The organism is Nostoc sp. DedQUE02, assembly GCF_034531035.1.
Classification (GTDB): Bacteria; Cyanobacteriota; Cyanobacteriia; order Cyanobacteriales; family Nostocaceae; genus Nostoc.
The window spans coordinates 73745-85430 of record NZ_JAVRBY020000003.1 but is presented as its reverse complement, the minus strand read 5'-3'; the positions used below and the strand labels follow the sequence as shown (position 1 = coordinate 85430).

Here is an 11686-nt window from a genome sequence, read left to right as displayed (position 1 = left end):
TTTACGCCAGAAAGAGGATCTGTAACTCTAGAAGTTCGGCTGGAGGGGGCAGGGGGAGCAGGGGAGGCAGGGGGAGAATAACCAATGACAAATGACAAATGACAAATGACAAATGACAAATGACAAATCTATTGCCTGAGATGGCAGAAATCTGGCAGCAAACTCTCAATTGGCAACCAACTGTCCAACAGCAAGCGCAATTTCAAAAGCTTTATGAGTTAATCCTAGAAGGTAATCGCCAACTCAATTTAACTCGGATTGTTGACCCCCAAGAGTTTTGGGAAAAACATCTCTGGGATTCTCTGCGAGGAATTGCACCCCTGTTATCAGCAAATTTCTCTCTTGTTTCTCCTGCTCTCATTGATATTGGTACAGGTGCAGGTTTTCCAGGTATTCCAGTGGCAATTACTGTACCTAATTGCACAATTACTCTTCTCGATTCCACTCGGAAAAAAATTATTTTTCTCGACAATTTATTAACTGAACTTACTCTTACTAATGGCAAAACTCTTGTTGGTAGGGCTGAAGAAATTGGTCAGCACCCGCAATACCGACTAGCTTACGATATTGCATTGATCCGAGCTGTAGGGGCTGCCTCTGTGTGTGCAGAATATACTTTACCACTGCTCAAACACGGAGGTTTAGCCATAATTTATCGCGGTAATTGGACTGAGGATGAAACAACAGCTTTGCAGAATGCTGTGAAACTGTTGGGTGGCGTTATTGAATCAATCGAACAATTTACAACACCCTTGAGTCACAGCATCCGGCACTGTATTTATTTGCGTAAGGTAGCCACCACACCAGTTCAGTTTCCCCGTGCTATTGGTGTACCTACTCAAAAGCCCCTTTGACTAATTCGTAATTAGAAAAAGTGCAAGCTTCTACTGGTTGTAATTACGAATTACTTTGATAGGGGTAGAATATTAACATCTCAATAGTTAAGCAAATTTACTTGCTGCTGCAAATCGCTTGTTAATCTCATCCCAATTAACCACGTTCCACCAAGCATCTAAATAATCGGCGCGGCGATTTTGGTAATTCAGATAATATGCATGTTCCCATACGTCATTACCCAGGATGGGATATTTACCTGCACTTAAGGGACTATCTTGGTTAGCTGTAGTTGTCACTTCCAACTTGCCATTTTTGTTACGCACTAGCCAAACCCAACCACTACCAAAACGACCAGCACCAGCTTCGTTAAACTGCTTTTTGAACGCTGCAAAACTGCCAAAACTTTGATTAATTGCAGAAGCTATATTTCCTGTTGGTTCTCCTCCACCTTTCGGCTTCATAATTTCCCAGAACATTGAGTGGTTCACATGACCGCCGCCATTATTGCGTACTGTTTTGCGAATATCTTGTGGTACACTGTCAAGTTTCCGCAACAGTTCTTCAATAGTTTTACCTTTGAGTTCTGGGTGTTTATCTAACGCTGCATTCAGGTTTTTTACATAAGTTGCGTGGTGTTTATCGTGGTGAAATTGCATCGTTTTAGCATCGATGTGTGGTTCAAGTCCTTCGTAGGCGTAAGGTAAAGGTGGTAGTTGGATAGCACCTGCTTTATTTGGTGTTGTATTTGCTGTTGTGTTTGGTGTCGTTTCTGAAATTGCAGTGTTTCTCTCAGGAGATTTCTCTGCCAATGCACAAGCGTCTAATGCAAAAGCACCAGCACCTGATGTAAGTAAAAACAAGAAATGGCGTCGATTAATAGTCATATAAGTTTTTGCAGCTAATCCATGAAGTCTCTATTGCAGTTTTTATTTTCTTAGATTCTGGCTACAAAAAGTTAGAATTTAGCGATTATTTCTGGCAGTTTAAGAAACTATTTACAAGACTTGTAATATTAAGTACTAATATTCAAAACATTATGTATTTTTACTTAAATTATCTTTTTACAACTAATCATAGGTTCGCACCCAAGCACCAAAAAATAAATCCCGTCGCCACAAGAGAACGGCTTAGACAACAACCGCGCTCGCACAATATTTAGTGTGTGCCTGTTCAGTGCTGCAAGAATCCGCAAAGCCTGTACCCTGCTGACTGAAGACATTTACACACCCAAGGGTATCGTTAGACGACGGCTGATTATTAGGAAGTCAAACACTAAATGGAAGCTAGCTACTCGATCAATCCCAGTGATTGAAGACTTGCGGCGGTTACGGTCTAATTCATCAATAACGCACTGAAAAAATTTGTTCAACAGTTAGATTTAAATCTGGAAATGTTGGCGACTCTATACGGTCGTCTCCTCTAAACTGTTTCCCACGATATTCACCCTCATCACTTAAAGAGTAAATTGTGATTATTGGCTGTTTGGGGTCGCCTATCAATTCTTTGCTACCCAAAGCAGCATAATCCACAATCCAATATTCTTGAATACCCATTTCTTCATAGTCAGCAAACTTTTTATGATAATCATCTCTCCAGTTAGTACTGACTACTTCAATCACTAATGGAATTGAAGCTGGTTTACTAAGGATAGATTGTTTCTCCCATAATGGTTCATTACCCAAGTTAGAAAAATTCATTAATAAAACATCAGGATAGTACCCTGACATTTTATTTTCTGGCTTCACTGTGGCGGTTTTAGGTATGCCGTAATAAAGTTTAAGACGAAGACACTCATACCCTAACATCATTGTTAAAAAAGCTACTATTTGCTCGTGTTTACCTGATGGTGGCGGCATTTGAATAATATTTCCATCGTGTAATTCATAACGAATGTTTCCCGGTTGTGTTTCTAAAAACTCTAAATATTCATCAAATGTAAATAGTTTTTGTAGTGATTGAATCATTATTTAATCCTGATTATGGATATAAACACTTCTCACTGCTGTAACCTGAAAATTAAGAGTTAACGGGGTGTAGCGGTCAAAGGTGAAAGTAAATCGGCATGGACGCGCCAAGGTTCTTACTCAGCAAGAGATACAGCAAATTTTCGCTATTGGGTTAACAAATGACCGCGATGGCTACGCCCGCCGCAGGCATCGCACGACGCAAGGGCAAGGTCAGAGTTACGGTCAAAAATTGGATTAACGGCGGTGTAGTGATGATTCTGGATGCGATCGCTAACCTATCCCTCACCACGAACTACAGCGATTGCCCCGACACCCCGTCACAGTGATCGCACACAAAACAATTATATTTTACACTCCGAAGCGCTTATAAGATTCTGTCCCCAGTTTTGGGATCAAATACAAACAACTGATTTAAATCGATCTCTAGAGAAAGGCGATCGCCTCGACGAAGACGCACATCAGAGCCTACCTGAATATTCAACACCACCGCCGAACCTGGTAAACCAGCACGAATCAAAGTTTCCCTTCCCAAAGGTTCCACTACTTTAACTTCTACAATCAGCTGACCCTCATTTACTTCTTGGCATTCTTCTCTGCGAGACGCTTCTGTTCGAGAGGCTTCTCTTTCAGAGACGCTAACGTGAAGGCGATTTAGCGGTTCGTTAATAAAAATATGCTCTGGACGAATCCCCAAATCATAACTGTGTCCCTGACGCAACTGTAATTTTTCTTTCACAACTGCTGGAATTGTTAATAATTGCCCACTGACATCAAAACCATTATTTTCATAGATTGCAGGCAAAATATTCATCGGTGGACTACCTAAAAAACTTGCCACCATCTGATTAGCAGGATTTGCATAAATAGTTTGGGGATCGCCAATTTGTTGAATCCGCCCACGATTTAGCACGACAATTTTATCAGCCAAAGTCATGGCTTCAACTTGATCGTGAGTGACGTAAATAGTTGTAATGCCTAACTCTTGATGTAGCTGTTTCAATTCTGCCCTGGTATCATCGCGCAATTGGGCATCTAAATTAGATAAAGGTTCATCGAGTAAAAACACTTGCGGTTCACGTGCGATCGCTCTCCCTAATGCTACTCTTTGTTGCTGTCCCCCAGAAAGTTGTTTGGGTTTACGATCTAGCAAATGATCCAGAGAAAGCGATCGCGCCACATTCGTCACTCGTTCTTGAATGATTTTCCGGTCAACCTTTCGCATTTGCAACCCAAAGGCGATGTTTTCCGCCACGCTCATGTGAGGATATAGAGCGTAGTTTTGGAACACCATCGCCACATCGCGTTGTCTGGCTGGAATATTATTCACCAAGCGATCACCAATAAAGAGTTTGCCCGATGTAGCGGTTTCTAAACCAGCGATCGTTCGCAAAATTGTAGACTTACCACAACCCGATGGCCCAACTAAAACCCAAAACTCGCCATCAGGAATTTCAAAGGTAATATCCTCGATCGCGGTGACGTTATTGAATCTACGCTTAATATCTTCTAGACGAACGTTTGCCATTATCTAATTTAAGATTGTGGATTTGGAATTAGTGGAAAACTTCCCAACTCTATTATTCCAGCAATTCTATAAACTCTTCCCTTGTAAGTTCAATATCGCGTAGTATTTTGCGTAGTAATCCTTTACCTATTGTTTTACCAGCATGAACAGGAATAGTTACTAACCGCCCATCTTCATGTTGCATTTGTACATGAGAGCCTTTTTGACGTACCGCCTGAAAACCTATTTTTTCAAGAGTGTGAATAACTTTTTTACCTGTTAAAACTGGTAATTTTGGCATTAAATTACTACCTTTTGAATACCTATAAATTCTGGTATTTCTTCATCACTTTTTGTTTCTAAGCAAAGTTCAATTACTTCTCTCATATTAGCCATCAACTCATCAATTGTTTCTCCCTGACTGTAACAGGCTTTTAGCTGAGGAACTTCTCCAACATAGTAGCCATCTTCATCCCGTTCAATGATGACGTAGAATTCTCGGTTGGTGGAATCGATCATAATCTGTTTGTCCGTAGGCTCAAAATCATTTTTCTGGATTCTTCGACCAAGCTGGGTGAGAAAGTAAAGAAGCAAAGACTCTTACCCCCCGAAGTTGATTAGAAAGGGGTAAGTGACCTCTAGGCGCACTCAAATCCCAGGTAAACTCGTTAGGGTATCGCGTCCAGTTATTACCTGCTTTCCAGCCAATTTTCGGCCAGAAATTTTCCCAATTTTTACCCAAACTTAACCAGATTTCTCGCTGCACTGAAAAGCCAAATTTACCTTCGGAGTGGATTAACCAGAGGTTGTTGATGGTTTGCAAGTCAACAACCGAGATATTTTCTACCTCAGTAAAGTACAACCATTTTCGTTGTACAGCCGTTGGCCCTGACAGTTCGCACATTTTTTCGATGGTGACGCGATCGGCTGCTTGGAAGTCTTGCACAGCTAGTAGCTGTTGCAAAGAATTGTAGTTAATCCCGCACTCTGATTTTAGAGGTACAATTCCTTCAGGAAAACAGGAGCGCAAAAATTCTTTGGCTTGAGGTGCATCAGAGTTATAGAGGACTTGGTAAGCTTTGCCATCAATCCAAGTCGCTGGGTTTTCGCGCCGTTTCAGTAAAAAGTCCATCAACACGTCTAATCCCTCATTACCCAACTCAGCTAACTGTGGGATTATCTGCTGTTGGACTTTTTCAGACCCAGCGATTAACGGTTGTCGGAGGGAGTCGATGTCATTTGCAGGGCCTGATAAAATCATTGGGTCTGTCATGCCATTCTTGTGTTAACGGTCAGTGAAAGAGCGGTAAGCTATCGGGCATTTTCTAAAGTGAAACACTGATAGCGAAAAGTAGTTTACTATTTTTGATCGTACAAAATTGCGATCGCTTCACTGAATCCCACACATAATCCCCAAATAATGTACAAGGGGAATAGGGGGAAAATCTGTGCCTTATGGCTTGGGGAACAAAAGACATAGCAAAATATACAAGCCTGCCACATAAGGTTTTTTGAATAGCAGCGTATCGATTAGGAGTGTGTGAACGATGTACGAAAAGATTACCCCCCCCGCAACCGGAGCAAAAATCACCTTCAAAAATGGTGAACCAATCGTACCGGACAATCCAATTATCCCCTTTATTCGTGGCGACGGCACAGGTATAGACATCTGGCCTGCTACCCAAAAAGTGTTAGATGCGGCGGTAGCCAAAGCATACAAGGGTCAGCGTCAAATTAGCTGGTTCAAGGTTTACGCTGGAGATGAAGCTTGTGATTTATACGGGACTTATCAGTATTTGCCTCAAGACACTCTAACAGCAATTGAAGAATATGGTGTAGCTATTAAAGGGCCTCTGACTACTCCTGTTGGGGGGGGAATTCGTTCTTTAAATGTAGCGCTGCGGCAAATTTTTGACTTATATGCTTGCGTGCGTCCTTGTCGTTACTATGCAGGTACACCCTCACCCCACAAAAATCCCGAAAAGCTGGATGTAATTGTTTATCGGGAGAATACAGAAGATATTTATTTAGGCATTGAGTGGCGACAAGGTAGCGAAATCGGCGATCGCTTAATTAAAATTCTCAATGAAGAACTGATCCCCGCAACTCCAGAACACGGAAAAAAACGCATTCCTCTGGATTCTGGGATTGGCATCAAACCCATCAGCAAAACGGGTTCCCAGCGCCTAGTTAGACGTGCCATCAAACACGCTTTGCTATTGCCCAAAAACAAGCAGCAGGTGACTTTGGTGCATAAGGGGAACATCATGAAGTACACCGAAGGTGCTTTCCGCGATTGGGGTTATGAACTAGCAACCAGCGAATTTCGCCAAGAAACTGTCACCGAACGGGAATCTTGGATTTTGAGTAACAAGGAGAAAAATCCCAATATTTCCTTAGAAGAAAACGCCCGCCAGATTGATCCTGGGTTTGATAGTCTCACTGACGAGAAGAAAGCGCAAATTGTCAAGGAAGTTGAAACTGTTCTTAACACAATTTGGGCAACCCACGGCGAGGGCAAATGGAAAGAGAAAGTTTTGGTGAATGACCGGATTGCTGACAGTATTTTTCAACAAATCCAAACCAGACCGGATGAGTATTCGATTTTGGCGACGATGAACTTGAACGGCGATTACTTGTCTGATGCCGCCGCCGCTATTGTTGGTGGATTGGGAATGGGGCCAGGGGCAAATATTGGTGATTCTAGTGCCATATTTGAAGCTACCCACGGCACTGCACCCAAACACGCCGGCTTAGATCGGATTAATCCTGGTTCAGTAATTTTGTCTGGTGTGATGATGCTGGAATTTTTGGGTTGGCAAGAAGCCGCAGACCTAATTAAGAAAGGTTTAAGCGATGCGATCGCAAATAGTCAAGTCACCTACGATTTAGCCCGATTACTAGAACCGCCTGTTGAACCCTTAAAATGTTCTGAATTTGCTGAGGCAATTATTCAACATTTTGGTTAATTCTATTAGGGCTAATTAGTCACAAGTCGAATTACCCGACCCTAACCCTCCCCGTAAGTACTGGGGAGGGAACTGGATTTCTTGTTTCCCCCCAATGCATCCTACGGTGTACACACATCTTTGTATAAAACCAAAATCGTTAAAGATTCCCCTAAATCCTGCTTCAAAAGGGGGGTAAATTGTAGTTTAGTTTTTTACAGCAGCGATCGCCTTCCAAGCCTCATCTTCAGACTCAGATATCGAAGAAGCAGGTAAAATTAATAGAATGGTAAAACAAAATTTTCAACCGGAACATACACCGATATCTTCGTCAGATGGTTCTGAAAACCTGTCAACTACCATCAAGTTCAGCGAGATATCCAAATTAAGCGAATTTTCCTTTGATCCTGATGCTGTACCTATTTGGGAACTAGTAGCTGAAATCTCTGCCCAAGTCCCTGATGAACAATGGCAAAAACTACCCACAGACTTAGCTAAGAGATTTGATTACTACCAAAAACAGAAGCAAGGGAAACATTGATGCGGGTTGTGTTTGCAGATACAGGGTACTGGGTGGCATTGCTAAATCCTCATGATGATTTACATAACAAAGCGGTAAACCTCTCAAAAGCTTTACAACCTGCTCATATTGTCACCAGTGAGATGGTCTTAACTGAAGTACTTAATGATTTTTCATCTCGTGGTGAGTACTTTCGACAAGCAGCCACCAGTCTTATTAGGAGCCTCTATCGCCACGCAAATACAACTATCATTCCGCAAACTAGCGTGCAATTTCAAGCTGCGTTAACGCTTTATGAGCAAAGACCAGATAAAGAGTGGAGTCAAACCGATTGCGTGTCATTCAAAATTATGGAGGAACAGGTTATTGTTGAAGCGCTTGCCTATGACAGACATTTTGTGCAAGCAGGCTTCACCCCTCTAATGCGAAATTGTCAAGTGTGAGTTGAAGCAGGAGCGATCGCCTTCCAAGCCTCATCATAGAACCTCAGAACTCAAAGGTTGCACTTCAAAGGTTAAAAGGTTGAGCTAGAACTTTAGAATTTGAGTTACAAGAGATATAGCTTACTGGCATAAGGGTTAGGCAATGAGTGAAACTCAGACCCAGTTACCGACAGATACATGGATTTGTGCTTCTTGGCAGGAGTATGAGGAAGCGATCGCTAATTTGCTCAACGAGAAGGCAAAGAGTTACTACTACAAAGGACACATGAGGCTGGAGATACCACCAGTTAGTTTCGATCATGGTAAAGACCATGTTGTAATTATTTTTGCGGTAACTCTATTTGCAGCACTTAAAGAAATATTGGCTACAGGTTTAGATACAACCACTTTTCGTAAAACTGGTGTTCAGGATTGTCAGCCCGATGTGGCGTATTACCTCAGAGAACGCGCCCAAGCTATTCCAGCAGGTACAGGAATCGTCAACCTGGATCGCTATCCTGTACCGGATTTGGTGATTGAGATTGCGAAAACATCCTTGTTGGATGACTTGGGTACAAAGCGATCGCTCTATGAAGAGTTAGGTGTTGCTGAATATTGGGTAGTAGATGTTCAAAATGCCCAAATCATCGCTTATGCTATGGCAGAACAGGGTAGTAAACGTATTCACGAATCACAGGTATTGCCTTTGACGATGTTTACTTTAAAGGTAGCTTTACGCCGTGGCCGTGAGATGAATCAATCTGAAGTTGGAGCTTGGTTATTGAGCCAGTTTCAGCAAAATTAGTATTCTTAACTAATAGTTTTTTCAAATAGATATACATCATCTCGTTGATATTCCAATTTAAATTTAGACTGATTTTTCAAAATATTTACTAAGTTAGAAAGAGATTCTGAACTTGCAGCCCAACCTGGATGGCGAACATTGAGCAAGACATAATGAAACTTATTCAATTCAGCAATATCTTGAGAAGGATTATATTTAAAACTAATCAACTGTCTGTGGGTTAAATGTGGAGTAATTATATCTGTAGTTAAAACGCTATCTTTAGTCTTCACTAAAGCGATCGCCTCTTTTGTGGCTGCCAAATTGTCCAGATTATGGAGATATTTTGAGCTAAAAAAACCAAATTTACCGAAAACTAAAAACCAAACTAAAGACCACAAAATAATTGCTTGTCTTTGTTTTAGCCAAACCTTACCTGCTGCTAGGCTAGCAATTAAAACTAAAATAAGAAATGGAATCGCTGGTAAAGAGTAATGTAAAACTAGATTTTTTTGCGAAGGATGATCTGCAAGTAAATTTAGTCCTATGCAAGGAACTATACTTATCAATGGGATGAGATATTGTGGTTTTAAACTCCAAAATACAGGTAAGAATAAAAAACATAAATATTCTAAGTTGATAATTGAAAAAAGGTTTTTTAAAATTATTTGTGGTTGAAAAAGTAATATTTTTACCATTTCGGAAAAGGAGTTTCCTAAATAGCTATAGCGATAAAGATGACGGTTTAGTAACGCGGTTTCAGTACCAAAATAAGGGATGATAATCGAGTTAGCAATCACAAACCATATTGTCCCACTAATAATAGCGATCGCCCCATATAAACGTCGCTTTTCAAACAAGAGTAACCAAATCCCCATAGCCACTACGGTGAGTGATAATACAGCTTTACAACCCAATACCACAAGAATACTGACGCAAAACCAAACTATTTTTTTCGATCTCGCAGTCAAAACTGCAAACAAAAGTGCGGGGACTGCGATCGTATCTGGGTGAAAATCACACAAATTGCTATTGTATATCACCGGATACAGTAGATATACAGCCACCATTGCAACTGCTAAATTTTCTTTTAAACCTGCTTGCAGCGCCAGAAAATATGTAGGTAAAGCGCCTAATGCTAAAGCAACAGATTGTACTGCAAACAGCCAATAAACACTAGGGTAAATTTTGTACAATAAAGCCAAAGGATATAAAATCCAAGCAGCATGATCGGCTAAAACATGAAAACCAAGTACAGAAGAAAATGGTGTTTTTCCTTGACTAATTAAATAAATACTTTGGTCGAAAAATGCTAAATCCCCAGATGAATTAAATAACTCGTGTCGGAAGCTGCTGGAGATAAATAAAATTAAGGTACTAATGCCGATAATTGCTTTGAGATTATTCATTCTTGGCAAGTTTTTTTTTATTTAAATTCTAGTTGCCCTTACTAAAACTTTTGATTGAGATTCGAGTTAAATCCAGTTTGTAGCTTTGGATAAATCAGATCGCACTTTCGCACAACAAACCAAAGAGCAAAACCTAAAGGTAATGAAAATAACTTGATAAATATGGGAGTTCCCAAGTAACTAAAAAATGATGCCATTTGCACAACTATAGCTACCCAATAATATCGAGGGAAGTAAAAGGCAAAGATAATTGAAAGAATATCAGCAGGATAAAAATATCTTTGGTGCATTTTGGGCAAGATATATGGCATAAATAAAACTGAGATAGTAGCTAAGTGTATCAGTCTGTCTGGAGTAATTTCTAGCTTACTTTTATAAACAATATATGCTAATAAAAACATTGCAGATACAGTTAACATTAGACCTATCGGGACAACAATATTATAAAAATTATTAGGAATCCATTGATAAAGATTAGGCGCACCTTTAGCCAATTCTTTGTATTTATTAGCTTGGCTAAAGTAGATTAATAGTAATTCTTGTATCGGTCTTCCCATCACCCAAGGCGGCAAAACTGCAATTATATATACTGCTGGAATTAATGGGAGATAATACCAATGAATTCTCTTTTTGAGCAAAAGAGTTAATAATAAAGGTGCAAAAAACATCGCTTGCAACTTAAAAGAAAGTCCCACGCCAAAACTGAGTAAGGCGGGAATTTCTTTTTGAATACACAAAAAGTAAATACAGGCAATCATTCCTGTTGTATAGATACTGTCACATTGCCCCCAGATGGCACTATTGTATATAACAGTCGGACTTAATATAACTGCCAAAAAAGCAAATATTGGTTTATTACCCTCTGGGTATTTTAGTCGGACAATTTTGTAAGTCAAAAAGCCACAAAGAAAATCAACAGCCATCGCAAAAAGCTTGATTGCCAAAATTTTCGGCAATCCAGACAGCAGGGTAGCAGAAATTACAATCCAATACAGGTAGGAAGGTGTGTAATCATAAAAACTGTATTTGAGAGCGCTAAATCCGCCATGAGATGCGATGAAATCATACCAAGGCGCTAAGAAAGATTTATAATCAGACGATTGATTCGGAACACAAACCAATCGAATCACCACTGCTAAAATAATTCCAAGAGTTAAGTATCCATAAATTGGGGATGGGAAAAAATTTAATAACCTATTGAACCAAGATTTCACTAATTTTAATAATGTCTTGTCTGGAGTTTTCGTCATAAATTGTATCTGTTATTCAAAAATGATGAAATCATATCAAAGGAT

At 40.2% G+C, this 11686-nt stretch carries 14 protein-coding genes; 6 read left to right on the top strand and 8 right to left on the bottom strand.

All coding sequences use genetic code 11. The features are described 5' to 3' along the window. Positions 1-119: 119 nt before the first annotated feature. Positions 120-854: a 16S rRNA (guanine(527)-N(7))-methyltransferase RsmG gene (rsmG, locus tag RMX98_RS04385; protein ID WP_322676670.1), complete on the top strand. Its 735-nt coding sequence runs from the start codon at positions 120-122 to the stop codon at positions 852-854. 87 nt (positions 855-941) lie between these two features. Here rsmG and RMX98_RS04380 read toward each other — a convergent pair whose 3' ends face one another. Both RMX98_RS04380 and RMX98_RS04375 read right to left on the bottom strand, forming a co-directional pair. Continuing rightward, on the bottom strand, positions 942-1721 hold the full coding sequence (locus RMX98_RS04380; protein WP_322676669.1) for a superoxide dismutase: 780 nt from the start codon (positions 1719-1721) through the stop codon (positions 942-944). Positions 1722-2177: 456 nt separating this feature from the next. Next, the gene (locus RMX98_RS04375) at positions 2178-2801 is read right to left on the bottom strand and encodes a Uma2 family endonuclease (RefSeq protein WP_322676668.1); all 624 of its coding nucleotides are present in this window, start codon (positions 2799-2801) and stop codon (positions 2178-2180) included. Positions 2802-2883: 82 nt separating this feature from the next. On the opposite strand from RMX98_RS04375, the gene RMX98_RS04370 reads away from it, so the two are divergent. Further along, positions 2884-3042, top strand: a complete 159-nt coding sequence (locus RMX98_RS04370) for a hypothetical protein (RefSeq protein ID WP_322676667.1) — start codon at positions 2884-2886, stop codon at positions 3040-3042. Positions 3043-3168: 126 nt separating this feature from the next. Here RMX98_RS04370 and RMX98_RS04365 read toward each other — a convergent pair whose 3' ends face one another. Genes RMX98_RS04365 through RMX98_RS04350 form a run of 4 tightly spaced genes read right to left on the bottom strand, consistent with a single transcriptional unit; the run spans position 3169 to position 5581 of the window. Beyond that, positions 3169-4329, bottom strand: a complete 1161-nt coding sequence (locus RMX98_RS04365) for an ABC transporter ATP-binding protein (protein WP_322676666.1) — start codon at positions 4327-4329, stop codon at positions 3169-3171. 52 nt (positions 4330-4381) lie between these two features. Further along, positions 4382-4609 carry a type II toxin-antitoxin system HicA family toxin gene (locus RMX98_RS04360; protein ID WP_322676665.1) on the bottom strand — a complete coding sequence of 76 codons (228 nt, stop codon included), beginning with the start codon at positions 4607-4609 and terminating at the stop codon, positions 4382-4384. Further along, on the bottom strand, positions 4609-4827 hold the full coding sequence (locus RMX98_RS04355; protein ID WP_322676664.1) for a type II toxin-antitoxin system HicB family antitoxin: 219 nt from the start codon (positions 4825-4827) through the stop codon (positions 4609-4611). The genes RMX98_RS04360 and RMX98_RS04355 overlap by 1 nt, the downstream gene beginning before the upstream one ends. Positions 4828-4852: 25 nt before the next feature. Then, positions 4853-5581, bottom strand: a complete 729-nt coding sequence (locus RMX98_RS04350) for a GUN4 domain-containing protein (RefSeq protein WP_322676663.1) — start codon at positions 5579-5581, stop codon at positions 4853-4855. A gap of 274 nt (positions 5582-5855) precedes the next feature. On the opposite strand from RMX98_RS04350, the gene RMX98_RS04345 reads away from it, so the two are divergent. The 4 genes from RMX98_RS04345 to RMX98_RS04330 all read left to right on the top strand — a co-directional run bounded on the left by RMX98_RS04345 (position 5856) and on the right by RMX98_RS04330 (position 9003). Then, complete coding sequence (locus RMX98_RS04345; protein WP_322676662.1) at positions 5856-7277, top strand: NADP-dependent isocitrate dehydrogenase; 1422 nt, start codon at positions 5856-5858, stop codon at positions 7275-7277. A 265-nt stretch (positions 7278-7542) separates the two neighbouring features. After that, the gene (locus RMX98_RS04340; RefSeq protein ID WP_322676661.1) at positions 7543-7797 is read left to right on the top strand and encodes a hypothetical protein; all 255 of its coding nucleotides are present in this window, start codon (positions 7543-7545) and stop codon (positions 7795-7797) included. Continuing rightward, positions 7797-8219, top strand: a complete 423-nt coding sequence (locus RMX98_RS04335; protein WP_322676660.1) for a type II toxin-antitoxin system VapC family toxin — start codon at positions 7797-7799, stop codon at positions 8217-8219. The genes RMX98_RS04340 and RMX98_RS04335 overlap by 1 nt, the downstream gene beginning before the upstream one ends. Before the next feature lie 142 nt (positions 8220-8361). Beyond that, entirely contained in the window at positions 8362-9003 is a 642-nt protein-coding gene (locus RMX98_RS04330) for a Uma2 family endonuclease (RefSeq protein WP_322676659.1), read from the top strand. 5 nt (positions 9004-9008) lie between these two features. Here RMX98_RS04330 and RMX98_RS04325 read toward each other — a convergent pair whose 3' ends face one another. Further along, positions 9009-10391 (bottom strand): DUF2079 domain-containing protein, encoded by a 1383-nt coding sequence (locus tag RMX98_RS04325; protein ID WP_322676658.1) that lies wholly within the window; start codon positions 10389-10391, stop codon positions 9009-9011. A gap of 41 nt (positions 10392-10432) precedes the next feature. Continuing rightward, a complete protein-coding gene (locus tag RMX98_RS04320) occupies positions 10433-11641 on the bottom strand; it encodes a hypothetical protein (RefSeq protein WP_322676657.1) in 1209 nt (402 codons plus the stop codon). Between the last annotated feature and the right edge of the window lie 45 nt (positions 11642-11686).

Coding starts and splice junctions, on each gene's coding strand:
- rsmG (WP_322676670.1), top strand. CDS start 120: ATGACAAATCTATTGCCTGAGATGGCAGAAATCTGGCAGCAAACTCTC.
- RMX98_RS04380 (WP_322676669.1), bottom strand. CDS start 1,721: ATGACTATTAATCGACGCCATTTCTTGTTTTTACTTACATCAGGTGCT.
- RMX98_RS04375 (WP_322676668.1), bottom strand. CDS start 2,801: ATGATTCAATCACTACAAAAACTATTTACATTTGATGAATATTTAGAG.
- RMX98_RS04365 (WP_322676666.1), bottom strand. CDS start 4,329: ATGGCAAACGTTCGTCTAGAAGATATTAAGCGTAGATTCAATAACGTC.
- RMX98_RS04360 (WP_322676665.1), bottom strand. CDS start 4,609: ATGCCAAAATTACCAGTTTTAACAGGTAAAAAAGTTATTCACACTCTT.
- RMX98_RS04355 (WP_322676664.1), bottom strand. CDS start 4,827: ATGATCGATTCCACCAACCGAGAATTCTACGTCATCATTGAACGGGAT.
- RMX98_RS04350 (WP_322676663.1), bottom strand. CDS start 5,581: ATGACAGACCCAATGATTTTATCAGGCCCTGCAAATGACATCGACTCC.
- RMX98_RS04345 (WP_322676662.1), top strand. CDS start 5,856: ATGTACGAAAAGATTACCCCCCCCGCAACCGGAGCAAAAATCACCTTC.
- RMX98_RS04340 (WP_322676661.1), top strand. CDS start 7,543: ATGGTAAAACAAAATTTTCAACCGGAACATACACCGATATCTTCGTCA.
- RMX98_RS04335 (WP_322676660.1), top strand. CDS start 7,797: ATGCGGGTTGTGTTTGCAGATACAGGGTACTGGGTGGCATTGCTAAAT.
- RMX98_RS04330 (WP_322676659.1), top strand. CDS start 8,362: ATGAGTGAAACTCAGACCCAGTTACCGACAGATACATGGATTTGTGCT.
- RMX98_RS04325 (WP_322676658.1), bottom strand. CDS start 10,391: ATGAATAATCTCAAAGCAATTATCGGCATTAGTACCTTAATTTTATTT.
- RMX98_RS04320 (WP_322676657.1), bottom strand. CDS start 11,641: ATGACGAAAACTCCAGACAAGACATTATTAAAATTAGTGAAATCTTGG.